The 24161-nt window shown below is 62.2% G+C and carries 18 protein-coding genes and 1 pseudogene; 1 reads left to right on the top strand and 18 read right to left on the bottom strand.

All coding sequences use genetic code 11. From position 1 onward, the window contains the following. Positions 1-12: 12 nt before the first annotated feature. The 17 genes from tssI to tssA form a co-directional block, all read right to left on the bottom strand. The gene (gene tssI, locus E8E68_RS21830; protein ID WP_280344651.1) at positions 13-2256 is read right to left on the bottom strand and encodes a type VI secretion system tip protein TssI/VgrG; all 2244 of its coding nucleotides are present in this window, start codon (positions 2254-2256) and stop codon (positions 13-15) included. After that, the gene (locus tag E8E68_RS21825; protein WP_280344648.1) at positions 2243-3235 is read right to left on the bottom strand and encodes a serine/threonine-protein kinase; all 993 of its coding nucleotides are present in this window, start codon (positions 3233-3235) and stop codon (positions 2243-2245) included. Before E8E68_RS21825 ends, tssI begins: the two co-directional genes overlap by 14 nt. After that, positions 3232-3957 (bottom strand): PP2C family serine/threonine-protein phosphatase, encoded by a 726-nt coding sequence (locus E8E68_RS21820; RefSeq protein WP_266032240.1) that lies wholly within the window; start codon positions 3955-3957, stop codon positions 3232-3234. The genes E8E68_RS21825 and E8E68_RS21820 overlap by 4 nt, the downstream gene beginning before the upstream one ends. 2 nt (positions 3958-3959) lie before the next feature. Beyond that, positions 3960-7454, bottom strand: a complete 3495-nt coding sequence (gene tssM, locus E8E68_RS21815; protein ID WP_280344646.1) for a type VI secretion system membrane subunit TssM — start codon at positions 7452-7454, stop codon at positions 3960-3962. Positions 7455-7469: 15 nt separating this feature from the next. Next, the gene (icmH, locus tag E8E68_RS21810) at positions 7470-8339 is read right to left on the bottom strand and encodes a type IVB secretion system protein IcmH/DotU (protein WP_266032223.1); all 870 of its coding nucleotides are present in this window, start codon (positions 8337-8339) and stop codon (positions 7470-7472) included. Positions 8340-8341: 2 nt separating this feature from the next. Next, positions 8342-9676 carry a type VI secretion system baseplate subunit TssK gene (gene tssK / locus E8E68_RS21805; protein ID WP_110744673.1) on the bottom strand — a complete coding sequence of 445 codons (1335 nt, stop codon included), beginning with the start codon at positions 9674-9676 and terminating at the stop codon, positions 8342-8344. Then, positions 9673-10164 carry a type VI secretion system lipoprotein TssJ gene (gene tssJ, locus E8E68_RS21800; protein WP_110744674.1) on the bottom strand — a complete coding sequence of 164 codons (492 nt, stop codon included), beginning with the start codon at positions 10162-10164 and terminating at the stop codon, positions 9673-9675. Before tssJ ends, tssK begins: the two co-directional genes overlap by 4 nt. Positions 10165-10169: 5 nt before the next feature. Beyond that, positions 10170-11336, bottom strand: a complete 1167-nt coding sequence (tagH, locus tag E8E68_RS21795; RefSeq protein WP_266032221.1) for a type VI secretion system-associated FHA domain protein TagH — start codon at positions 11334-11336, stop codon at positions 10170-10172. Between the two features lie 21 nt (positions 11337-11357). Beyond that, positions 11358-11495 (bottom strand): type VI secretion protein, encoded by a 138-nt coding sequence (locus E8E68_RS21790; RefSeq protein ID WP_110744738.1) that lies wholly within the window; start codon positions 11493-11495, stop codon positions 11358-11360. 35 nt (positions 11496-11530) lie between these two features. Then, the gene (locus E8E68_RS21785) at positions 11531-13048 is read right to left on the bottom strand and encodes a sigma 54-interacting transcriptional regulator (RefSeq protein WP_266032239.1); all 1518 of its coding nucleotides are present in this window, start codon (positions 13046-13048) and stop codon (positions 11531-11533) included. Between the two features lie 10 nt (positions 13049-13058). After that, positions 13059-15638: a type VI secretion system ATPase TssH gene (gene tssH, locus E8E68_RS21780; protein WP_266032220.1), complete on the bottom strand. Its 2580-nt coding sequence runs from the start codon at positions 15636-15638 to the stop codon at positions 13059-13061. Positions 15639-15649: 11 nt separating this feature from the next. After that, the gene (gene tssG / locus E8E68_RS21775; RefSeq protein WP_280344637.1) at positions 15650-16657 is read right to left on the bottom strand and encodes a type VI secretion system baseplate subunit TssG; all 1008 of its coding nucleotides are present in this window, start codon (positions 16655-16657) and stop codon (positions 15650-15652) included. Next, on the bottom strand, positions 16621-18408 hold the full coding sequence (tssF, locus tag E8E68_RS21770; RefSeq protein ID WP_280344635.1) for a type VI secretion system baseplate subunit TssF: 1788 nt from the start codon (positions 18406-18408) through the stop codon (positions 16621-16623). Before tssF ends, tssG begins: the two co-directional genes overlap by 37 nt. 72 nt (positions 18409-18480) lie before the next feature. Next, entirely contained in the window at positions 18481-18888 is a 408-nt protein-coding gene (gene tssE, locus E8E68_RS21765) for a type VI secretion system baseplate subunit TssE (protein WP_280344632.1), read from the bottom strand. A 12-nt stretch (positions 18889-18900) separates the two neighbouring features. Next, on the bottom strand, positions 18901-20373 hold the full coding sequence (gene tssC, locus E8E68_RS21760) for a type VI secretion system contractile sheath large subunit (protein ID WP_280344630.1): 1473 nt from the start codon (positions 20371-20373) through the stop codon (positions 18901-18903). A gap of 27 nt (positions 20374-20400) precedes the next feature. After that, positions 20401-20910 (bottom strand): type VI secretion system contractile sheath small subunit, encoded by a 510-nt coding sequence (gene tssB / locus E8E68_RS21755; protein ID WP_266032216.1) that lies wholly within the window; start codon positions 20908-20910, stop codon positions 20401-20403. A 34-nt stretch (positions 20911-20944) separates the two neighbouring features. After that, positions 20945-22507 (bottom strand): type VI secretion system protein TssA, encoded by a 1563-nt coding sequence (gene tssA / locus E8E68_RS21750; protein ID WP_266032238.1) that lies wholly within the window; start codon positions 22505-22507, stop codon positions 20945-20947. Between the two features lie 740 nt (positions 22508-23247). On the opposite strand from tssA, the gene E8E68_RS21745 reads away from it, so the two are divergent. Continuing rightward, positions 23248-23766 (top strand): Hcp family type VI secretion system effector, encoded by a 519-nt coding sequence (locus tag E8E68_RS21745; protein ID WP_110744683.1) that lies wholly within the window; start codon positions 23248-23250, stop codon positions 23764-23766. 74 nt (positions 23767-23840) lie between these two features. Here E8E68_RS21745 and E8E68_RS21740 read toward each other — a convergent pair. Further along, positions 23841-24161, bottom strand: a pseudogene (locus E8E68_RS21740) (hypothetical protein); the annotation flags it as partial.

The raw sequence follows: 24161 nt of genomic DNA, 5'->3' as shown, positions 1-24161 counted from the left end.
TCATCCCTCTGACTAGATATCTTTGTGGTCCATGTTCAACTCCTGAGGCGCTGCTTCACCCGCCCTGAACAACTGCTCTACCGGCTCAGGCTTGCGTTGCGGCGTCAGCAGATTCAAATCCGCTGGCCCCTCTGTCACCGCCTGGAAGGTGAAGCCCTTTTCATCGCTATACCCAGCCAAACGCGTCCCGTCAGGTTGTACGAGTACATAGGCGGCTCCCGCGAGAGGCTTGCCCGTTTTCTCGTCAAGCAGCTGATACCGCCCACGGTGCTTCTGAAGCGGCGCAGGCACCGCCCCCGCTTGATCTGCATCCACCGCCCCCGGCAACGCCGGCGCCTTCACCGCTATCCCGCTGCCACTGCCCGGCGAACCACCGGCATTGAGCAAGATCTGCGAGCCCAGCACCGTCACCCCTCCGGGATCGAGCTTGATGAAACTGCCACCGGCCTTGAGCGTCAGCTCCAGCCCCGCTTCGATCACGACCTTCTCCCCAGCCTTGATGTGAATCTCCCTGCCCGCCTCCACCAACTGCGAGCCACCGATCTTCACGTGCTGGCTGTTGCCCACGGTCAGGTGGTCGTCGAGCTTGATCTCGGTCTTGCGGTCGCCCACCGTGGTGCGGTGTTCCTCGGCCTCGGACTTGCTGTAGCTGTTGCCCACCACGGTATCGTGGCGCTCGTTGCCGACGTAGACCTTCTGGTCATGGCCGATGTGCTGGTCCCAGTCACGCTGAGCGTGCACGAAGATCTGCTCCTGGCCTGTCTTGTCCTCGATACGCAGCTCGTTGAAGCCGCCGCCACCGGGGCTGCTCAGGGTTTTGAACACGCTGCGAGTCTTGTGCGCCGGTAGTTCATAAGGCGGGACGTTCTCGCCGTGATACAGGCATCCACTCACAAGCGGGCGGTCAGGATCACCTTCGAGAAAACCGACCAGCACTTCCATGCCAACCCGTGGGATGGCCACACCGCCGTATCGCCCGCCCGCCCAGCTGGACGACACCCGCAGCCAGCAGCTGGTGGTCTCGTCGCCCTGGCCTTCACGGTCCCAGAAAAACTGCACCTTCACCCGGCCGTACTTGTCGCAATAGATCTCCTCGCCCTTCGGGCCGGTGACTATGGCGCTCTGGCTGCCTAGCACCTGGGGTTTGGGGTGTTTGTGCGGCGGGCGGTAGAACACGTCCCATGGGGTAGCCAGGAAACGGTTGCGGTACCCCTGGTGGAAGTCTTCCTTATCGTCGGTTGTGTCGCTGGTCACCGACTCTTCCAGTACCTGCGGCTGCTTGCCTTCGTGATGCACCTCGGTCAGCAGCCACAGGTCGTTCCACTCGGCGCGCGGGTGTTCGGACAACCCCATGAAGTGCCCACTCACCAAACGGGTCACATCACCCTGGCCCTCGGCCAGGCAAAAGTCGGCACGATGGCGTTCTAACGCGCGCTGACTCAGTTGCTTGCCGCGCGTGCGATCGGTAAAACCAGCCGGGTAGTCGTAGTCCTCCAGATCTGGCTCAGCGAAAGCCGGCTGGGCTGGTTTATACGCGGCTTCCATTAGCAGGCGTGGCTTCTGGAAGTCGTAGTCGCGACGAGTAACGCGGCTGGGGCGGGTTTCTAAACGCACGTTGAAGCGCTTTATCACAGGCTCATCGGCGACCATGCCGCTGCCCTGCATGTAGGCCACCGGAGCGCTCAGCTTGGGAAAGAACGTCTGGTCGTCGCCAAATACCAGCAGATGGCCTTCGCGGCTGTGCTCAAAGTGGTAGTGCATGCCCTCTTCTTCACACAGGCGCTGCACGAAGTGCAGATCGGTCTCGTCGTACTGCACGCAGTACTCGCGCACAGGGCACGGGGTGCTGAGGCTGAAGCGGTAGGCGTCGCTCGGTAGGCCGTGCTCTTCGAAGATCGTACCGATGATCTGCGGGGCGCTCAGTTGCTGGAATATGCGCTGGTTAGTGCGGTGCGCCAGGTACGCCAGGTGCGGCACCAGCACCATTCGGTAGCGGTGCAAACGCTTGCCCGAATCGCCTTGGCCGACCTGGTAAACAAGCGCGTGGATACCGTTACCGTCAAGGTCGAAGGCCAGGAACGCCTGCTTGTGCAGCAGGATTTCCAGATCGATGTCAGGGCGTTCGCTGACCAGTTCCACCTTGAAGCAGTAGGGTTGGCTGACGGCCTCGTGGCCGGTGAACGACAGCACCTGAAAGTCGACATCGGCGTTTTCCAGGGTCAGGCTGAAGTGAGTTGCATCGCTAGGGTTGAACATGGGGGCTCTCCGTGTCCGCAAGATATCCTTGGGGTTGGCCGAACCAACGGCGCAATAACGAAAGGGAGGGGATCACCAGGGCCTGTTGCAGCCCCCGGGCACCGGACTGGCGGGCCGCAGGGTCCAGCGCCAGGGCCTGGCGCAGTGCCGGCCACACCTTGGCCGGCAGGTTGGCAGGCCGGTCCAGCGACTGGCCTGGATACTGTTCACCCATGGCTCGAGCACCAACGCGATCAAACGGTTGCTTGCCCCCGGCCAACTCGTAAATGACGCAGGCGGCGGCGAACAGGTCGGAAGCTGTCGACAAGGGCGCGCCATCGATTAGCTCAGGAGCGGCATAGGCCGGGGTCCAAGCCCTGATACGATTGCGGCTGAGCCGGGCCAGGCCATCGAGCACGCCGTCCATGGCTTGGCCCAGGCCAAAGTCGAGCAGCTGCACGCCCTGCTCGCCGAGAATCAAGTTGCTGGGTTTGATATCACCATGTAACACACCGTGCCCATGAGCAAAGGCCAGTGCGTCCAACAGGCCCATGGCAATGCTGCTCAGTTCACCCCAAGCCAAGCCCAGAGGTTGCTCGCACAGCAGTCGGTCCAAAGGCATACCGGACAACAGCTGCATGCTGAAGAAGGCCCGTTGGCTGGCGGCGTCCACCTCGAAGCTGTGCACCCGTACCACGCCTTGGTGCGACAGATGGCGAGTGAGTGCGTACTCGCTGTACAGCAAAGCAGCACTATCGGGACAAGCGGCGACGTCGTCGCGCAGCAGCTTGATCGCCACCAACGGCTGCGGTTCGCCACACTGCTCAGCCAGCAGATCGCGGGCGCGGTAGACCATGCCCACACCGCCAGCACCGAGCAAGCCTTCTAGCTTGTAGCGCCCGTTCAGCAGCGGTGGCAGCACGCCAGGCAGCGGCGTGGCGACCGTAGCAAAGTAACTCCGGTAATCGCTGGCGCTGCCCAGCAACTCGACAGCGTTCATTGGCGCACTACCACGCCGGTAAGGTTGTCCGGGGCTCGACCCTGCAGCACCTTGTCGAACAGGAATTCCAGGGCCCGGGGCGGCTGGGCCTGACTCAACGCCTTGCTCAGGCTCTCGTCGCTCTGCCCCTGATACAGACCGTCGCTGCACAGTAGGAAGGTGTCGCCGGGCATCACCCCGAATTCCAGTACCTCCAGACGCAGTGTTTCATCACCGCCCAGAGCGCGGGTCAGGGCGTGAGCGCCGGGCTGCTGCCCGGCCTCTTCGCTGCTGTAGCGGCCTTGGTCGATCAATTGCTCGCGCAACGAGTGGTCGCGGGTCAGCTGGAACAAGCGCTTGCCGCGCCACAGGTAGCAGCGGCTGTCGCCGGCCCAGATGCATGCAGCACGCCCTTCGCGCACTAGCAGCACCACCACGGTGCTACCCATGATCGGCTCAGCGCGCCCAACGACCACGGTCAGCGCCTCGCCCAAGCGGCGATTGACCCAATGCAGACACTGACGCACCTCACGCACCTGCTCGTCTAGGCTGCCCTCCAGCGCCAGACCGTTGAGGGCTCCGACCACCATCTGACTGGCCAGATCACCAGCCTGGTGGCCCCCCATGCCGTCGGCGACCGCCCACAGGCAGCGCTCGGGGCAGTCGAGGTAGGCGTCTTCGTTGCGCCTGCGCACCTTCCCTGGATCGGTGCGCCCGGCGCTGCGCCAATGTCCCGTCACCAGCGTCACAGCGCCACCGGCATGCGCAGGTTACGCACCGCGCTTAGATCGAACGGGTTGGGCGAACGCTGGGTCAGCACCAAGTAGTTGACCCGCATGCCGCCGACATTGCCCTTGATCATCAGTACATCGCGGCCGCTCTGGTACTCGGTCTGCATCAGGTCGAACAGGCGGAACAGCGACCACGGGCCGGTGTTCTTCTCCAGCACCGTAGCCTTGCCGTCGAGGCCTTCCAGAGCCAGGCTGGTGCGCCCGTCGTCGGCATCAGTCGGCCATTTGAAGGCCATCGGCACGATCGGTCCGTGGCGGTACACTATTTGCTGGGCACCGAAGCGAAACTCGGCGCGGCCGACAGTGGAATCCAGTGTGTATGGCTCTAGCTTGAACTGTACCTGCGGCTCGTTGGGGTTGTCGGCAAAGAAGCCGCGCTGGATGGTCTGCACGTTGTTCATCTGGACAAGAAACTCACGCGACACCGGCAAGCTGCGACCATCGACGGCGCGCAGGCGGTAGCTGCCTGGCTCGCCGATCACGAATGGCCTGAGGTAGGTGTCGAAAAAGCGGTCGGCGATGCCCTGGACCTTGAAGAACTCGCGGAAGTCGTTCAACGCCACATCGCTGCTGCTGTGGGCATGGAACGGGTAACGCTCGTCGATTGTCTTGCTGTAGACGTTGTACAGCTGGGTCTCGTAGCGCTGGTTGATGTGCTCGTAGCTGTTGTCCAGCACCAGCATCCAGCTATCCTCGGCCAGCGTCGAAAACCAGCCACTTACCGGCCGTGGTAGGCGGTTGGCGGTGTTGCGCAGGGTGCTGATAGGGTCACCCTGATTACCGACCATGCGCCCCTTGGCCACTTCGAAGGCGGCCAGCTCAGGCTGGCTGGATCGGGCCAGGCCCAGCAGCTGCAGTTGCAGGTCGTTGAGCGCCTGCAGCGCCATGCCCAGATCAGCGGTCGGGCCGTTGTCCTCGTCCAACAGCCGGTGCAACGACTCGAAGCGCCGCTCCAGGGCCTTGCGCGAGGTGTCCGGCAGGCGCTTGGCCAGGGCCTGGCTGGCGGACCCGGCAGTAGCAGCGGCTACGTTGCCCAGCTTGCCTGCGGCCTGCTGCGCCGCTTCGGTCGCCACATCGGCGGCGTCGGCCACGGCCGGGAAGCGGGTATTTTCGCGCACTTCGGCGAGCATCAGCAGCAATGGAGAATTGGCCGCGCTCAGGCTGGCCAGCTGGTTAGCGCCCTCGTCGCTGTTGGTGAAGGTTGCCAGGCGCACTTGACCAATGGCCTCGCTCCAGTAGTTGGCGTAGTCGTTGAAGTACAACTGTTCCAGTTGCACCAGCAACTTGCGCATGTCCATGCCACTGAGGCGGACGCCCTCGCCGAGCACCCAGTTGTCGCGCAGGATTTCCTGCACCAGGACAGAGCCTTGGGCTATGAAATACTGCTGGTAGCCACGATGGGTGTAGAAACCCGGGATCACGTAGTCGATGCCGGCGAACACCGCACCCTGCGGGCCGGTGTGCTGGCTCAGACGGTACTCGGGCAGGCTGCGGGCCTGCTCGCGCAGCACCCGATAGACCACCGCCGCCAGCGATTCACGGCGCAGTACTTGGCGTGCCTGAGCCACCAGCGGGTCGTTCAGCGGCTGGCTGTAACCCAGCGCCAACAGGCGCTCGAAGTGGGTGTTAAGGTCGTCCTGCAGCTTGGTGTTGCCGGGGTAGCGCCCCGACCACTGTTTGGCCATCCATTCCTTGAGCAACGCGTTATCGCGCCGGTCGGGCATGTTCAGCATCAGGTAGGCGCGCAGGCTGGCCAGCAGGCGTTCGCGGTTGCCCATACTGCTGCGGATTTGCCCTTCGAGGGTTTGCGCCACACGTGGCAGTAGTTGCTCGATCAGCTCACGGTTGTAAGCCTCCAGCAGTACCGCGCTGGCTTCATCGCCCTGATACAGACCACCGCGCTCGGCGTAGGAGGCATCGCCCGGAGCCGGGAACACTTGAGTAGCGGCGTAGCGGTTGTCCAGCAGCGGCAGGATTGCCATGTCATCGTCACGGGCGGTCAGTGCGGAGCCCTCGCGGCCGTGGCGGTCGGCCAAGACCCTGAGTTTCTCCAGGTTACCGTCGTTGGCCGAAAAACTACCTGCCCACAACAGGCCGAACAGCCCCATGCAGCACAGCGCCCCGGCGTACAACGCACGTTGCCTCCATTTGATACGGTTGGTTTCGCGCTTGTCGAGACCGGCCAGGGCCGCCTCGGGAAACACCACCTTGGTCATCAGATCATAGATAAAGCGTGTGCGACCGCTGTAGGTCACTGGCAGCGGCTGGCCCTTGGCGTCCACTGCCCCGGCGGCGTTGGTGTGCGGCGCACTGGTGAAGTAAAAGCCACGCAGGGTGCTGGCGCGCTGATAACGGTTACCGGTGAATGCAGCATCCACCAGCATGCCGAGGTTGGCCCTCACCTGACCCAATTGCTGCGGGAAGTCGAGGATGAGGCCACGGCGCTGGGCATCGCGCTCCTGATGCATGCGCGTGATCACCTGGGCGCCAAGGCGCGACAGCAGGTCCTCGAACTCGTGGTTAAGCACTGCCACATCGGCGCCATTCTGGTCCTTGCCGAAGCTGGCGCCGAGTACCTGATCGCTCTCTTCGCGCGCTAACTGGTCAAAAAAGGCGTCGAAACCGAGAATCTTATCGGCCTTCGTCAGCACCAGATACACCGGCACGTCGGCGTGCAGTTGCTGTTGGATCTCCTGCAGGCGGTCGCGCAAGGAGCGCCCCAGGACCACCATGCCTTCGCGATCTCCGCTGAGCAGCGTAGTCACCGGGACGGTGATCAGTACGCCATTGAGCGGCCGATTGCGGCGGCGCGAGCGCAAAAGCCCTAGTAGGGTCGACCAGCCAGCGCCGTCGACGTCACTGTCGCTCTGATCCATGTAGCGGCCGCTGGTGTCGATCAGTACGCCATTTTCAGCGAAGTACCAGTCGCAAAAAGCGGTGCTGCTCGTATCACGGCTGAGCTTGCGCTCGACCTTGTTGATCGGGAACTCAAGGCCAGAGAAGTCCAGCAGACTGGTCTTGCCGGCGCCCTGGGGGCCAATCACCAGGTACCACGGTAGGTCGTTGCGCCAGCGCTCACTGCGACCACGGTACATGCTGGAGGTCCTGAGGGTGCGCAGAGCATCCTTGAAGCGCTCGCGCAGGGTGCGCTCGGCGACTTCGATTGCAGCGCGGCGGGCCAGGTCGGCCTGGCCGGTCTCGCTCTGCGCAACCTCCTTCTTGCGCACATTGCCGCGCCAGCTGGCGAAGACGATGAACAGGCCCCACAGCAGAAACAGCACCGCGATGGTCAGCAAGCGCGAACTGGAGTCCTCCCAGAATTTATTGTCTGCGATCGCCAGCAACGGGCCGACAAACCACACCAACAATGCGGTCAAAAGCACCAGCAGCAGGGTCCAGACCCAGGTCTTGGTCAAGAATGCCCAGGTCTTACGGAAAAAGTTGTTCATGGTACGTCCCTGAAGTTACGACCTGGCCTCGACCACCACCGGGTCGGCCGGCTGGTAGCGCTGCAGTACCGCTTCGCGCTTGTCACCCAGCACATAAGCGAAGCCCGAAAACATCACCACCAGGCAGATGCCGGTGAAGACCGTCACCAGCCACCAGGGCACCATGCGCACCACCCCCTGGCGAGCACTGGTAAAGCCCGCCCAGCGCGGTGACAACTCGCGCGGTACATCGCCGCGCAACTGGCGGATCTGCCGGTAGACGCCATCGCGGATGGCATCCAACTCGATGTTGCCGCGTGCCTGGACGCGGAACTTGCCTTCGAAGCCCAGCGACATACAGATGTACATCAGCTCCAACATGGCCAGATGTTTCATCGGATTTCGCCCCATGTTCTCCAAGAGCTGAAAGAACTTCTCGCCCCCAGATGTCTCGTTATGGAAGCTACTTAGCAAGCTGATGGTCGACCACTCGCTCTCGTTGCCCCAACTGGTGGTTACCACCGCCTCGTCGGTGACGGTGCATAGCACGTAGCGCGCCATCATCACTTCACCGTGGTCCACACCTTCCTCAAGCACTCGTGTCTCGAAATGGCGCAGGTGCTCGACGAGGCTGGTTTTGAGGGTACTGAGGTTGCTGCCCTCGCCGCTGGACTTGATCTCGATGATCGCCGACAGCAGCGGTGAAGCTGCTGCTACCAATGGATTCAGACTGATGTTGAAGCGCTGCTCCAGCCGCCGATTGGAGGCATACACCATGCGTTCCTCAAGGTCCTCATAGCGCGGCGGGCGGGCAAAGTCGGTCAAAGCTTCATTACTTGGGCGCTCGCCGTGCTGATTGAGCAGGACCGTACGATCGTCCTGGCTGCACTCCATTTCCTTGGTCATGCTCATGCGTTCCTAATGGCCCAGAATTTCAATTCAAGCTCGCAGAACTCACCGGAAACGTGGAAGGCAAAACCGCCAGAGCGTTCGAGCCTAGCCAGGTCTTCGGTGCTGAAATCGAGAGCGAAGTAGGTTTTGTCCGAGTGGAATGGAATCTGCCTCGGCGCCACCGGCATAGGCCGTACCTTGATGCCCGGCAGGTGCAGATTGACCAACTGCCGGATTTGCTCTACCGGGCCGACCTTGAGGTGGCTGGGCAGGCGGTGTCGCAGCTCCTCGGTGTCGCAGTTGGCCTTGACCGCCAGCACGAACTGGGCGTGACCGAGCAGCTGATGGTCATGCAACGGGGCCACGAAGATGCCGTACTGGCGCTCCTGCAGGGCCATCTCGATGGCGTGCTGCTCAAGCACCATCGACAGCACCTGGCGGATCGATTCCATCAGCTTGCGGAAGCTCGCGCCCTGGTCGCTGTGCTCGTAGCGGCTGTCGTTGCGCGGGCGCTTGCTGTCGCTGGAAAACGCCGACAGGTCGCCGAACAGGGTCAGCAGGGTGCGGTACAGCTCTTCGGGGTGCACCTGCTCCACGCCCATGTAGTGGCGCAAAAGCAGGCTGGTGCGGTTGATCAGCTGCAGCATGAGGAAATCGCCGACCTCGGCGCCGCCGACCTTGCCGTTGGCGTGGATACGGTCGGCGAGGATATCGCCGCGGTTGTCGAGGATGCTGATCACTTCCTTCAGGCACGACAGCAGGTATGGGGAAGAATGGCTGTCGACGAAGCTCGGCACGAAGTCGCTGTCGAGGGTGATCACGCTGTCGGGCGAGGTGTCGTTGATCACGCACACCTTGAGCTTGACGTAGGCCTGGTCGCTCTGCTGCTCGCCCAGCAGCAGACGAAAGTCAGGGCGAGCGCAGCTGACCTGGCTGCTGGCATCCTCGCCAGCGTTGGAGTCATTCACTTCCAAGCCATAGGCGGTGTAACGCGCCAGCACATCGGGCTGGTCGGGGCGGCGGGCCTCGACATGGCCGCCGGTGACCAGCGGCAGGGCCAGGTACACCGGGATCTTCGTGATGTTCGGTGGCACATCCACAGCCAACGGTTCACGGCTACTCTCTAGGTTGAACAGGGTGCCGTCGGGCAGCACTCCGCTGGCCTGGCTGACCACCAGCTTGCCCATACCGAGGAACTGCAGGTCGATTTCCAGGCCGAGAAAGCCCCAGTTGTAACGCCCCAGCAACTGGGTGCGCGACTTCATCTGGTTATCGTAATAGCGATCGTTTTGCTGAAAATGCTGCGGGCGCAGCAGCATGCCTTCCTGCCAGATGACTTTGTCGATGTTCATGTGCGGTCATCCACCTTGGCGATAGGCTCGGCGGCATCGTGGATGCCGTTCTGGTCCAGCACCAGCTGGATGCGGGTGATCTTCTCGGGAAGCACAGTGATCACGTAGCGCCACTGGGTGTCGGTGATGTCGCGGTAGGCGGCCATCACTCCGACGAAGCGGCTCGTACCGGCGACGCTGAGCTTGAGGTCCATGACCTGGCCTGGACGCAGTTCCAACTCCTCACTGTTGACCAGGTCCTGGGCCAGCACCTCCTTGCCACGCTCGTACAGGCTGAAGAAATCGGCGTTTTCGAACGCCACCGGGTGCTTGAGCTCATACAGTCGCAGCACAATCGGCGAGGCACGGCCGTTGACGTCGGGGTTGAGGCGCTCGTTGCTAACCAAGCTCAGCTGCAGCTTGGTTTGGGTCGAATACGGCGACAGCGCCGAACAGCCGGCCAGCAACAGCAGGCCCAGTGCACTGATCAAGTTCTTGAGGGGAGGCATGGGGTTCATCCTTCATGCTCGCTGTGCAGGGTGGCGATCAGGCGAACCTGCTCTTCATAGGCCTGGGCGAAATCACGGGCCAGCAACCGCTCGGCAAAATCGTCGTCCAGGCTCAAGGCCTGGTGATAGCGCTGGAAGGCGCGCCAGCGGCTACCCGCGGTGGCCAGCAGCGGCTTGCCGCGCTCACGCTCGAAACGCAGGGTCAGTTGGCTAGGGGTGAAGTGCTCCAGGGTGCTGCGCACCACCGCGCGACTACCGGCCAGCAGCGCCACCTGATGCGCCTGCAAGTCGCGCAAGCTCCTGGCCAGTACCTGCTCGGAACAGCCCTGCCCGGGCTGCAGCAGCAGCCGCAGGGCCTGAGCACTGTCGCCGGCTTGGCGCAGCGGGTTGTTGCTGCTCTGCTGTGCGGTGGTGTGGCCCAGGCGCAGCTCGTTCTTCAGGTCGTTGCGGGTGCGCAGGCTCTGCTGCAGGCCACCGATGCTCTGCTTGAGCAAGCTCGCAGCCTTCACCGCCAGGGCCTCGCGGGCAGGTCCATCAAGGGCATGCACATCGACCCCAAGGGCCTCGCCGAAGCGCGCCCAGAACGGCTCCGACACTGCCTCCCCTTTGAACGCCGGGGCCTGGTAGCCCCGCTCGTCCACAGGCTCCGGCACCAGTTCCGGGACGATCAGGTTCTCAGTGTCGATGCGCGCAGAATCACTGCGCTGCACCGGCTCGTGCCAAGCGCTGGCGAAGGCGTTGTCGGCCGACGCCGTGAAGGCGCTGAGTGGGTTGAGGGCGAGGAAGGCATCGTCAGGGATGATGCTGCCGGCCGGCACCGCTCGCCCGATCTCGCCGTCGAAACGCGCCGGCTCACGCACAAGGCGTGCGTGAATCTCGAAGTCACACAGACGGAACACGCTGTCGTGATCGATGCGAAATGGCTCGCCCTTGGGCAACAGCGCGCCGGAGCCGGTGAACACGCCGTTGCGACTGAGGTCAGTCAGGAAGAAGGTGCCCCGCTCGCAGCTGACCTTGGCGTGGTGTCCTGACAGGTGCTTCTTACCATCGGGGATGATCCACTCACAATCGCTGGCACGACCGATGATCCCGCCGGCGACGCCGAACAGGCAGGTGCGGGCATGCAGGGGAATCAGTTGCCGGGTGTTCTGAATCTCGAGCACGAGTTCCATGTGTTTGTGCACTCCTTGCGGTCATCGGCCGCGGTTTACCACCTGGGGTTCACCCAGGGGCCGGTATTGGTCATCGTTAAACTTGTAGTTGCCGTGGCAACCGGCAAGGCCGAGCAGCAGCACCAGCCCGGCGGAGAGAAGCCATGGACGTGAAGGCATCAAAAAGTCCCCATGCGATATCAAGTAATCGAAGATCACGCCTTGAACTCGCTCGGGTCGATGTTCAGGCGGTCGAGTCGGTACAACAGGGTGCGACGCGGCAGCCCCAACTGCAGGGCGGCGACGGTCTGGTTGCCTTTGTTGCGGCGCAGGCACCCCAACATGTAGGCGCGCTCGACACGCTCCATGTACTCACGCAGGTGCAGGTTGTTCGGTTCTGCCGGCGCCTCGTCACATACTCCGAAGTGCTCTGCGCGCAGTTCATCGCCGTCGCACAGCAGCGCCGCGCGCTCAATCATGCCCTTGAGCTCGCGCACGTTGCCGGGGAAGCCGTGGCCTGCCAAATGCGCCAGCGCGGCCTCGGACCAGCGCAGCGGGCCGCGGCCGATGCAGTTACAGGCCTTGGCGACGAAGTGCTCAGCCAGTAAATACAGGTCATCGCCGCGTTCGCGCAGAGGCGGCAGGCTGATAGGGAACTGCGCCAGGCGGTAGTAGAGATCTTCGCGAAACTGCCCTTGGGCAACCATGGCAGGTAGGTCGCGATGGGTAGCGGCGATGATGCGCACGTCGATCTTGCGCGTCTGATTGCTCCCCAGTGGGCGGATCTCGCCGTCCTGTAGCACCCGCAGCAGCTTGGCCTGCAGCGCCAAGGGCATGTCGCCGATCTCATCGAGCAGCAAGGTACCGCCGTCGGCGGCCTCGAACAGGCCCATCCGGGTGCGATCGGCGCCGGTGAAGGCGCCCTTGCAGTAGCCGAACAGTTCGCTCTCCAGCAGGTCCTCGGGGAACGCCGCGCAATTTTGCACGATGAAATTTTTGCTGCGGCGCAAGCCGCATTCGTGTAAGGCGCGGGCTACCACTTCCTTACCGGTGCCGGTCTCGCCGTTGAGCAGCACGGTGTAGGTGCTGTGCAGCACCTTGCTGATCAACCGATAGGTCTTGCGCATAGCCTCGCTGGTGCCGATCAGGCCGTAGTCGCTGGGGCACACGTTGCTGTCGGGGGTAGCAGTTGCTACCACGGCGCTGCCGCGCAGACGCAGCATCAGCGCAGCCTGAGTGAGCACGAAGCGACCAAGCTGTGCCAGCGAAGCGACGAAATGTTGCAGTTCCAGTGCCCTCGGGCTTGCGCTGATCAGCAAGCCGCCCACCTCGCCCGCCGCATTGTTCAGCGGCACGCACAGCAGACTGCGCCAGGCGTCGCCGCTGGCCGGAAGAAAGTTGGTCGAATACAGCCCGTCGCCGAGAGAGTCCAGGCACAGCACGCGGTTCTGGCACAGGCTGAACTGCAGCAGCTCATCGCCGCGGTAGTCGGCCGACAGCACCGCGCCATCGCCCGTACGCAGCTTGCCACGCAGGCACTCGACGCCCAGGCGCAGTGCACTGTGGCCAGCATCAAGCAGGTAGACCTGTGCCAGCTCGCAGCCGCTCAGGGCGCAGGCCTGGCTTGCGAAGGCATCCAGTAACGCGCCCTGCTCCGCAGCTTGCGACAGCACGCCAAACGCAGCCAGCAGTCGCTCGGCGTAGCCCAGCGGCCTAGGGATCTGGCCGAACAGCCCGGTCATCTCAACCGAACTCACAAACCACCCCACCGTTGCCGTCGAGGGTTGCGTGCACCTGAGTCAGTCGTTCACCGCTAGCCATGGCATCCAGCAGGCGGTCAGCGATGCTCGGCAGCAAGTGCGAATCGATCAGGTAGTCGATCAGACGCGCGCCACTGTCGTTCTGAATGCAGCGTTGGGCCAGGTGCTCGACCAATGCCTGGCAGTGGCTGAAACCCAACTGGCGGCGTTGCAGACGCTCGCCCAGGCGGCCGAGCTTGATCTGCACCAGTTCGTTGAGCACTGCACCGCCCACCGGGTAGTACGGTACCACGCGCATGCGCGCCAGCAGGGCCGGCTTGAAGTGCTTGTTCAGGGCCGGGCGGATGGCCGCTTCAAGGTCCTGAGCCGAGGGCCGCTGGCCGTCTTCGCAGAGCTGGCTGATACGCTCGCTGGCCAGGTTCGAGGTCATCAGGATCAGAGTGTTGCGAAAATCGATCTCGCGCCCTTCACCATCGTTGACCACGCCCTTGTCAAAGATCTGATAGAACAGGTTAAGCACGTCAGGGTCGGCTTTTTCCACCTCGTCCAGTAGCACCACCGAATACGGCTTCTGGCGCACCGCCTCGGTGAGCATGCCGCCCTCGCCGTAACCGACATAGCCAGGCGGCGCGCCGATCAGGCGCGAAACGGTATGTTTCTCCTGGAATTCGGACATGTTGATGGTGGTCAGGAAGCGCTCGCCGCCGTACAGCAGGTCGGCCAGCGCCAGGGCGGTTTCGGTCTTGCCCACCCCGCTGGGGCCGACCAGCAGGAACACGCCCACCGGCGCATCTGGCTTGTTCAGGCCGGCAGCAGTGGCGCGCATGGCGCGATCGAGGGCCAGGACGGCCTGCTCCTGGCCACGGATGCGCAGGCGCAGGTCGTCAGCGAAGTTGATTACCTTAGCATTGTGTTCGCGGGCCAGCTGGGTCAGCGGCACTCCGGTCCAGGCGCTGACGACCTCAGACACAAGGCGCGGGCACACTTCAAAGCTGACCAGGCGTTCGCGCTGCTGAGCGTCGGTCAGCGCGCCATGCACTTGCAGCAATTCGGTTTGACACTGCACGGCATCGGAGCTTTCGTCGCCACCCGGCGGGTTGGCCAGGCGCTGGCGCAGGTCGAGCAGGCGTTCAGCCAGGTTGCGCTGCTCCTGCCACAGGGCTTGGAGTGCACGTTGCTCGTCGCTGGCCTGCTGCAGGCGGGTTTCCAGTGCTTGCAAGGCGTCGTGTTCGACCGGCAGGCCGGCTTCGGCATCGCGACGCAGGGCCTGCACCTGGCGCTCACCCTCGGCCCGTTCAGCGCGCAGGCACTCGATGCGTTCGGGGGCGGCGGCCAGGCTGATGCGCACTCGGGCGCAGGCGGTGTCGAGCACATCTACAGCCTTGTCCGGCAGTTGCCGGCCGGACAGGTAGCGGGCCGACAGCTCAACAGCAGCGACCACCGCGTCATCACGCAGGTAGATGCCGTGGCTCTTCTCGTACACCGGCGCCAGACCGCGCAGAATAGTCACCGCCTCGCTGACAGTGGGCTCGTGCAACTGCACTGGCTGGAACCGCCGGGCCAAGGCTGGGTCTTTCTCGAAGTACTTCTTGTACTCGACCCAGGTGGTGGCCGCTATGGTGCGCAGCTCGCCACGGGCCAGGGCCGGTTTGAGCAGATTGGCGGCATCGGCGCCGCCGGTTTGGCCACCCGCGCCGATCAAGGTATGGGCTTCATCGATGAACACGATGATCGGTTTGGGTGAGGCCTTGACCTCGTCGATCAGGCCCTTCAGGCGACGCTCGAACTCACCCTTGATGCTGGCGCCAGCCTGCAGCGAGCCCATGTCCAAGGCCACCACCTCGACGCCCCTGAGCGACTCGGGTACTTCGCCAGCGGCGATGCGCAGGGCTAAGCCTTCGACGATTGCGGTCTTGCCCACACCGGCCTCGCCAACCACGATGGGGTTATTCTTGCGCCGACGAGCGAGGATATCCACCATCTGTCGGATCGCGCCGTCACGGCACAGCACCGGGTCAAGTTTGCCATCGCGGGCCTGCTGAGTGAGGTTGTGGGTGAACTTGGCCAGCAGCGACTCGCCACCGGCGGCGGTTTTGCCTGGGGCGACCTCAGGGCGCTGGGCCAGCGCATATTCGCGCAAGCGAGCAGCATCGATGCATACCAGTAACGGCTGGTAGCGGCTGCCGGCATAGCGCACCAGATTGCGCAGCAGGGCCAGGATCAGAGCGGCCTGGTCGATCTGGTTCTGCCCCAGTTCCAGGCTGGCGGCCATCAGACCGTCTTGGAGCCATAGCACCAACTCTGGGGCGAACACGGGATTGCGCGAAGCGCTGTGCTCGGGCAACGGCTGTAGCGCCGCGGCGAGTACCTGGGCGTCCACCTCGGCATCCTGCAGGGCCTTGGCCAGCAGGCCTTCGGGGCGCTCGAGCAGGGCCAGCAGCAGGTCCTCGACGAGGATCTTGCTGCCGCCCCGACCGACACAACGCTGCGCGCAGCCTTCCAGGTCGCGGCGGGTTTCGGCGTCCAGCGCCTTGATGAGCTGTTGCAAATCGACGTTGATCATTTTATTGGTCCTCAATGAATCCGGCTGCCGAGGGTGACGACCCCGTCGGCGCGTTCGCGTCCGAGCCAGCTGGTCCAGCCGAGGCGGCAGGCGTTGTTTTCGCCGATGCGCAACTCGCGAATTTCCTCGTGTTTGAGGACTAGGCGCAGGTCGTAGTCCAGGGGATCGCGCAAGGTGAAACGCACCAGTGCGCACAAGGGCTGATAGCCGGGCCCGACCGGCAGGAACCCGTGAAATTGCTCCCATGTGAGCTGATACACATGGATGCGAAACTTGCCCCCGCGATCGCGCAAGCACTCACCCAGCACCGCGTTGTTGCCCAATAGGCTGTTTGCTAAACCTAGGTGATTACGTTCCTCGTCGAGGATCACCACACGGCGCTCAACGCACTGCTCGATAAGCAGCTCCTCGTGCTTGAAGTAGTAACGCAGCACCGACTCGATCAACGCCGCCGAATGGGCGCGCAGGCTTAGCAGGCCCAAATATGGCAGCAGGCGCCGCCAGTTCAGCTCACTGGCCTGGCGAATGGTTTCGCCGCCCAGGCCGATCAGGGCGAACAGTTGCGCCGAGAACGGGTCGGTGGCGCCGGCCTCGAAGCGCACGTGATAGCGGTGCTTACGCCAGATCGGCAACATGAGGCGCTGCAACCGGTGGTGGAACAGGTCGAGGAACTGGCGGGTAGCATTGCCTTCGTCGCTGTCACCGATCGCCTGCTCAGCGTAGAAAGCGGGTAATGGAGAGCTGGCGCCCACAAGGCCAACCACGTTCAGCCGCAAGCGCGCGCATAGTTCACCGCGCTCGTGGAAAAACTGCACACGATCAACATCGCTGCCGGGGAAGCCCAAGCTCGGGTTAGCTTCGAACTCCAGGCGCTCGTATAGCTCGTCCTGGTCGAGCCACGGACTGTCTTCGCGCAGACGATCGACCACCAACAGCACCGCTTGGTAGAATGAATATTCGCGGATATGGCGCGTCAGATCGTTCAGAGCAGAGGCTGTAGGCCCATGCGTGGTGCCCATTGGTACACCTCTCCTTGTGTGCTTTTGACTCTCAGCTCATGGAACGAGTTGAGGCTGGCGTAGAGTGCGAAGAACTCGTTGAGCACCGAAGCGAAAACAAACAGGTCGCCCTCCCCTACGTAGCCCTCCGGGTCGATCGTCAGCTCGGTGCGCAGACCGCGCAGCGGCAGGCCCTTGTGTAGTCGGTCGATATGCTCGTGACGCACGGACTTGAGGCCGCCGAGCAGTCGCTTACTGACCTTTTCCGCATGCTGGTCGTAGTAGCGCGGCAGGTCGTAGGTCTCAAGTGCCACTTTGAGCGCCTCAACGTTTGCCAGCGACAGGTAGTTCAGCGACATGTTGCTGATCAGCCGCCAGAGGAAGTCCCGGCCGATGGGCGGCGCATAGCTAGGGGTGGCGGCGGTGATATTGCGAAAGCGCAGAGATTCCGGGGTACCTTCGGCTATCAGGCAGATATCGCCCTCACGCAGGCGCAGCGGCAGGTTTTGGTTGGTGCAGGTGAGCTCGATCGACAGTGTCTCGTGGGACTGGGTCTGACGGATGCCGAAGCTCAGATAGGTGTCCAGGCCTTCGTGCAGCAGCGAGCTACGCTGACGCACGCTGTAGTGCGGGCTGCATTCCTTCACATCGAAGCTGGCGTCGTGCTCGAACGACTCGAACGGCACATAGTTGCGGTAGCCCACGCCGCCCGGCAGCCAACCGGTCACCCCTTCCACAGCGAACACGCCGCAGCTTTGCAGGTCATACTCAGCCGGCAGCAATAGGTGTTCGTCCTGCTTGCCGTCCAAGCGAATCGGCAGCGCGTCGTGGCGGAACAGATTGACGATGGGGGTGCAGTGCAGCTTGATATTTTCAAGGCTCGGGCGCAGGCGCTGGATGCCGCTCTTGCGGATGTTGAAGCGGATTGCCACGCCGCGCACTTGCTCCTGCAGCGTCTCGGGAATGGCCGCCAGCGCCTCCAGGCCTTCGAGGTCGACGAACAGGAACTTGTCCTGGAAGGAGAAATATTCCTGCAGAAAACGATAGCCGCGGAAGGTGTTGAGCGGGTACGGAATCAGCGCGTGCTCCTCACCAAAGCCAACCGCAGAAACCTTGTCGCCGCCCAGGGTGTAGCTCAGATCGGGGGCGCTGATGCGCGAGAACGGCTTGCCGTGCTGGTCCAGTGGCACCAGCTCAATGCTTTCGAGGTTGCGCAGCAGGCACAAGTAGAGCATCTGGCTGATATAGCGTTCGCCGGCCAAATGCAGGCGCAGGCGCTTGAGTTCCAGCTCGGCGAGAAAGCCATCGCAACTCATCTCGGTGCGCAGGGTCAGCACCGCGCCGTCGCCCATGACAGCGTAATCGATGGCGGCCAGGTCCAGGGCCTGTACCTCAGTGGCGTAGCAGGTGCGAAAGCGACAACGCACGCCATCGACCGGGACGCTTTCCACCGGGGTTTCGCGCGCGACCGTCTGCGCCGGGCCGGCTTGTAGCAGCGGCTCGAACTGCAGCATGCTGAACGACGGCAGCGGACGCATGTAGTTGGGCCACAGCAGGTGCATCAGCGAGTGGGTCAATTCGGGCAGCTCGTCATCGAGCTTCTGGCGTAGGCGCCCGGTGAGAAAGGCGAAACCTTCGAGCAGGCGCTCGACGTCCGGGTCGCGCCCGCTCTGGCCCAGGTACGGCGCCAGCGCCGGGCTACGTTCGGCGAAGCGCCGTCCCAACTGGCGCAGGGCGGTGAGTTCGCTCTGGTAGTAGTGGTTGAACGACACTGGGTAATTACCTCTGTTGCGAAATGGTTGGGGCACTGACCCATGCAGCGGGTTCGCCCATGTCGAAACTCCTTATCGAACCTTGACCTTGCCGCTGCCATCGAGGTGGGCGGTGAAGGAGACCGCACAGCGGATCCCCTCCACTTCAAGCCAACCTTCGATGGCGAACGTGAGAGTGAGCGGATCGCCGCCCTGCGGCTGCGAGACCACTTGGACGCTGCCCAAGCGCGGCTCGTAGGTTTCAATGAAGCGTCGGATCGCCTCCCTGGCCTGGGCCAAGGCGTCATGCAGGCTCAAACGCATGTCGTTGAGGTCCGGCAGCCCATAGTCGGGCAGCATCTGCACGCTGCCAGCGCGGGTGCTAAGCATCTTGCTCAGGTGGCTGGCCACCGAGGTGGTCACGCTGACTTCGCGGTCGTACTCGCTGCGTCCGGCGGCCTCACCAGCGAGGCGCTCGAACAGACTGCCGTATCCGCTCATGCACTACTCCAATCAAGCCTTGTCGAGCTTGCCGACCAGAGACAAGGTGAAATCAGCCCCCATGTACTTGAAGTGCGGGCGCACGTTCAGGCTCACGCGGTACCAGCCCGGCTCGCCTTCGACATCACTGACGGCAATGGCGGCAGCACGCAGCGGGCGACGGCCACGTACTTCTGCGCTCGGGTTCTCCTGGTCAGCCACGTACTGGCGGATCCACTTGTTCAACTCATCCTCGAGGTCGGTGCGTTCCTTCCACGCCCCCAGTTGCTCGCGCTGCAGCACCTTCAGGTAGTGTGCCAGGCGGTTGATGATCATCATGTACGGCAGCTGTGTACCGAGTTTGTAGTTCAGCTCAGCGCTCTTGGCTTCTTCACTGTTGCCGAAGAACTTGGGCTTCTGCACCGAGTTGGCAGAGAAAAACGCGGCGTTGTCGCTGCCCTTGCGCATGGTCAGGGAAATGAAACCTTCCTCGGCCAACTCGTACTCGCGGCGGTCCGATATCAGCACTTCGGTCGGGATCTTGGTCTCAATCTCGCCCATGCTCTGGAACTGATGCAGCGGCAAGTCCTCGACCGCGCCACCGCTCTGCGGCCCAATGATGTTCGGGCACCAGCGAAACTTGGCGAAGCTGTCGGTCAGGCGGGTAGCAAACGCAAAGGCGGTGTTGCCCCATAGGTAGTGCTCGTGGCTGTTGGCAACCATCTCCCGATACGCATAGGTCTTAACCGGGTTTTCTTCAGGATCGTAGGGGTTACGTAGCAGAAAGCGCGGCACGGTCAGAACCATGTAGCGCGAGTCTTCGGACTGACGAAAGCTCTGCCACTTGGCGAAGTGCGGGCCCTCGAAGTGATCCTTGAGATCCTTCAGGTTTGGCAGACCGGTGAAAGCCTCCAGGCCAAAGAACTTCGGGCCGGCGGCAGCGATAAACGGCGCGTGGGACATGCACGATACGCTTGAAACGTACTGCATCAGTTTTACGTCAGGTGCGCTGGGCGACATGAAGTAGTTGGCGATGATCGCGCCCACCGGCTGACCGCCAAACTGACCGTACTCTGCGGTGTACACATGTTTGTAGAGGCCGCCCTGCATAACTTCCGGAGAGTCTTCGAAATCGTCCAGCAAATCCTGCTTGGAGGCGTTGAGCAGCTCGAGCTTGATGTTTTCGCGAAAATCAGTGCGGTCCACCAGCATCTTCAGACCACGCCAGGAAGCTTCCAGTGACTGGAACTCGGGACTGTGCAGGATCTCGTCCATCTGTCGGCTGAGCTTGGCATCGATCTCGGCAATCATCCGGTCGACGACTGCCTTTTTGACCGGCTCGCCCTGGTTCTGCGGCTTGAGCAGCTCTTCGATGAAGGCCGAGACGCCACGCTTGGCGATGCCGTAGGCATCGTCTTCCGGGGTGAGACTGGTTTCGGCGATGATCTGATCGAGGATGCCGAACTCGGCGAGGCTTTCGGTTACTTGTTGTACTTCGGTGCTCATGGGTCAGTGTCCTTATACAGTCCGGGCTCAAGCGTGCTGCTTGGGGGAGGCATCCATGCCGAGCTCGCCCAGCACACGGTTGCGCGCTTCGTCATCAGCCAAAACGCCTTCGATAGCCTTGCGGAAGGCCGGGGCGTTGCCCAGCGGCCCCTTGAGCGCCACAAGTGCCTCGCGTAGCTCCATCAACTTTTGCAACTCCGGGACCTGCTCGACCAGGTTGGCTGGGTTGAAGTCCTGCATGGAGCAGACCTTGATTTCCACCGCCAGCTCTTCGCCTTCGGCCACGTCGTCCTGCAGGCGATTCGGCACACTGAGGGTTAGGCTCAGGCTCTGCTTGGCCAGCACATCGTCGAAGTTGTTCTTATCAATACTGACTGGCTTACGGTCCTCGATCTTGCGATCGTCGGCACGCTGGGTGAAATCACCCAGCACCAGCAGCTTGAGCGGCAACTCGATTTCTTCCTGGGCATCACCCAAGGCTGGTTTGAACGTGACGTTGATGCGTTCCTTGGGTGCTACCGAGCCTTCTTTGGCCATCGGTCTTCTCCATTTGCGGTTACGGCCCGAGGGCCTAATCGAGCACCACCTCAAGATCAAGGTGGCACAACCTGCGATAAACCTCGTCCTTGCGCTCGCGCACCTCATGGTTCTGCGGCAGCAGTTCACAGCAGTTGTGCAACAACTGCAGAACCTGCAGCACGAGCGCCGGCTCCCAGGGATCCAGTCCTGCTCCATGCAGCTGGCGATCGAGGGATTCGAGTTGGGTACGGGCCAGTTCGTACTTCTTGGCATGGTGGCAAAGCCGAGCCAGGCTAAATTGCCAAAAAAACCGCTCCCGCCCGCCCTGAGCGGACTGCATGCCCTGTTTGAGCTGCTGAACCGCAGCCTTCAGACCGTCCTCGTGCAATACAGATTGGGCAGTCTCCAGCGCCAGCTCCCAGGCTGGCAGACGCTCCTGCTCATCGGGCCCAACCAGGCGCGCGGCGACTGGGGCTGCCAGGTGCGGCAACACTGTGGCGCTTATCCAGCTCAAGGTGGCGGCGCTGGCGAACGGCTGACCATCGTGAAAACGCAGGTCGGTGATGCCTGGCAGGCGTTGCAGGAACAGCGCGAAGGTTATCTCCACCTCGCGCATAGCCGCCTCGCTGCCCAAGGCGTGCAAGCATTCCCAGGCCAAACACTGGCCATCGAACCAGAACGGCGAAAGCGCTAAGCTGGCCTCGACGTCCACCAACAGGTCAGCGTACTTGCCGGCCTCGAAGCGCTGGCGATAGTCGTTAAGCTTGTCGGTGGGCAAGCCGCGCAACGCGGTGACCTGCTCAGCGTTGCGGCCAGGTAAGCCTTCGATTGGCAACCAGGCCAGAGTGCGATTCAGCCGCAACGCCCGCAGGTCGCTTGCTTTCTGCTTCAGCCACCAGGCACCTAGCGGCCGCCCACCGTCCTGCAGGGCGCGCAAGGCCTTGTGGGCATCCTTTTCATTGTCGATGGTTGCGCCCGGCGTGACTAACTGGGTGGCGGCGTGCTTGACCTGAGCCAACATCGCACCGACGCTGCCGGGCCCAGGCTGGCCTTCGCCACCGCGCTCGACCATCTTGGCCAAGCGCCGGCACATTGGCAGGATCAGCGGCGCGTCATCGCCCAGCTGGGCGGCAAGCGTTTCGTCGAGTGCCTCAAGGTGTTCAACTATGGCACGGAACAGCAACAGCTGTTCTTTAACCGGTACGTCATCGGTCAGCGTCTGCTCCAGACGCGACATCAGCCAAACAAAGGCGCCAGCGCGGGTACGCACTTTCAGCGGGTGCAGCTCGGCCCAGTGCTGCCGGCATAGGTACCGCAACATGCCCAAGCCGGCCACCAGTCCGACGAAAGATTCGCGCTGATGCAGCGCCCAAATAAGCCACACGCAAACGCGCAGATCACGAGTCTGGTCGCGCAGCAGAACCTCGCAGCCGTCGATCACTTTGGCCCAGTCGGTGCGCCCGACATCATGCATTGCCGAGTCCTTGTTGAGTTCTTCTTCCAGCGCCTCGAATTCGTTGGAAAAGCGCACGTCCTCACCAGCGAATGCAGCACCAGAAACAGGCGATTTCACGAGTTCTAGATAACGAGTGCACAACTTATTTGAATACGCCATCCGCGGCCTTTTAACGGTTTTTTGGCGTGCCACGAGCAACCCTTCATTAAACAAGCTAATGAAGATTCGCATACTTGGAACGCTACGCCAGAGGGGCAGTTAATTGGAGCATAAATGGTGACCCAGCAAGACGCAAGCGCCCTTAAACCGCTCACTCTATTTATACATCTTGCCACCCAACGTATTTTCGAACAGGTCCGAGCACGTTAAAAACAAGCAGAATCACCCTTGAAACCTGCACCCTAGAGGCATAGAACCGATTGATTCGACGCGCGACTCAGGTCAAGTAGCAGAATCTTTCCTACACACTCGAAGGGCGAGTCCTACACGCTGCAACGAATTTTCCTACAAGATATTGGCACCTCTTAGAGTGCGCATTATTTATATGCACCATAGAAAACACCCACTCACACTCAAAGAGCTAAAAGCAGGAAATCCACAGATAGCGAACTGCGCAAAAAGTTGCGCAACCATTTACAAGAAATAGAAGATGATACCTATCAGGCACCCTTTTGACAGGCGCCGGGACACGGTGCGCAACTTCTTGCACATTGCCGCGCAGAAAGCTGCGCACATTCGCCCTGAATCCCATCATACCGACGCACTGAAAAATGTCCGACATCAACAAACCCGTGATTTTATTGGGTTTCTTAATGTATGGCATGCAACTTGATTAGAACTGGCGTGACCGGACCAGAAATACCCGGCCAATCCATACCTATTCCGCAAGGAGAGCTGCAATGCCAACACCCGCGTATCTGACCCTGCAAGGCACCAAACAAGGCCTCATGACCGCCGGCACCTTCACCCAGGACTCGGTCGGCAACATCTTCCAGGAAGGCCATGAGGACGAGATCCTGGTGCAGGCCTTCGACCACCAGGTGATCATTCCGCGTGACCCGCAGTCCGGACAGCCGACCGGCCAGCGCGTGCACAAACCACTGAAGATCACGAAGGTGTTCGATAAGTCCTCACCACTGATCTTCACTGCCCTGACGAGTGGTGAGCGCCTGAAGGAGTGCACCCTGAAGTGGTTCCGCACCTCGGCCTCCGGCACTCAAGAGCACTACTACACCATCAAGCTCGAAGACGCGATCATCGTCGACGTGCAGTCCAACATGGCTAATTGCCAAGACCCCAACATGGCGCACTTCACCCATCTGGAAGACGTCTACTTTACCTACCGCAAGATTACTTGGACCCACGAGGTCTCCGGCACGTCCGGCTCCGACGACTGGCGTACCCCGGTCTCGGTGTAACCACGCGTGAACCTGCCGACGGTACTCCGCGCCGTCGGCGCTTACCACCTCAACGCTACCTGACCTTAACGGCATTAAATGTTCAGGCAGGCAAGCCAGCGTTCTCTCACCCTCTCCATCCAGGGCACCAACGGCAACCACTTGCCGGGTCGTTCCGGCTGCTCGGGATCGCTGTCGATGCGCGCCAGCGGGGCGTAGCTGTCCGGCTCGTAGATATACAGGCTGCGCAATTGCGCTTGCTGCTCTTGCAACAGGCGCAACCCTTGCCACAGGAACGTAATGCGCTCGGTCTGACCGTTGCGGGTGACCTCTTTGCCAATTCGCCGACCCAAGCAGTCGTAGCGGTAACGCGCTTCACTTTGCAACTGTGTGCCATGCCAGGTTTCTGCACGGAC

The sequence above is a fragment of the Pseudomonas sp. BN607 genome (assembly GCF_029871175.1).
GTDB lineage: Bacteria > Pseudomonadota > Gammaproteobacteria > Pseudomonadales > Pseudomonadaceae > Aquipseudomonas.
Note: the sequence above shows the minus strand (reverse complement) of the source record. Positions and strands in the feature narration are given on the sequence as shown.

Coding starts and splice junctions, on each gene's coding strand:
- E8E68_RS21790 (WP_110744738.1), bottom strand. CDS start 11,495: ATGCCTTCACGTCCATGGCTTCTCTCCGCCGGGCTGGTGCTGCTGCTC.
- tssG (WP_280344637.1), bottom strand. CDS start 16,657: ATGGGCACCACGCATGGGCCTACAGCCTCTGCTCTGAACGATCTGACG.
- tagH (WP_266032221.1), bottom strand. CDS start 11,336: ATGGAACTCGTGCTCGAGATTCAGAACACCCGGCAACTGATTCCCCTG.
- tssB (WP_266032216.1), bottom strand. CDS start 20,910: ATGGCCAAAGAAGGCTCGGTAGCACCCAAGGAACGCATCAACGTCACG.
- tssJ (WP_110744674.1), bottom strand. CDS start 10,164: ATGCCTCCCCTCAAGAACTTGATCAGTGCACTGGGCCTGCTGTTGCTG.
- E8E68_RS21825 (WP_280344648.1), bottom strand. CDS start 3,235: ATGAACGCTGTCGAGTTGCTGGGCAGCGCCAGCGATTACCGGAGTTAC.
- tssE (WP_280344632.1), bottom strand. CDS start 18,888: ATGAGCGGATACGGCAGTCTGTTCGAGCGCCTCGCTGGTGAGGCCGCC.
- tssM (WP_280344646.1), bottom strand. CDS start 7,454: ATGAACAACTTTTTCCGTAAGACCTGGGCATTCTTGACCAAGACCTGG.
- icmH (WP_266032223.1), bottom strand. CDS start 8,339: ATGACCAAGGAAATGGAGTGCAGCCAGGACGATCGTACGGTCCTGCTC.
- tssK (WP_110744673.1), bottom strand. CDS start 9,676: ATGAACATCGACAAAGTCATCTGGCAGGAAGGCATGCTGCTGCGCCCG.
- E8E68_RS21745 (WP_110744683.1), top strand. CDS start 23,248: ATGCCAACACCCGCGTATCTGACCCTGCAAGGCACCAAACAAGGCCTC.
- tssH (WP_266032220.1), bottom strand. CDS start 15,638: ATGATCAACGTCGATTTGCAACAGCTCATCAAGGCGCTGGACGCCGAA.
- tssA (WP_266032238.1), bottom strand. CDS start 22,507: ATGGCGTATTCAAATAAGTTGTGCACTCGTTATCTAGAACTCGTGAAA.
- tssC (WP_280344630.1), bottom strand. CDS start 20,373: ATGAGCACCGAAGTACAACAAGTAACCGAAAGCCTCGCCGAGTTCGGC.
- tssI (WP_280344651.1), bottom strand. CDS start 2,256: ATGTTCAACCCTAGCGATGCAACTCACTTCAGCCTGACCCTGGAAAAC.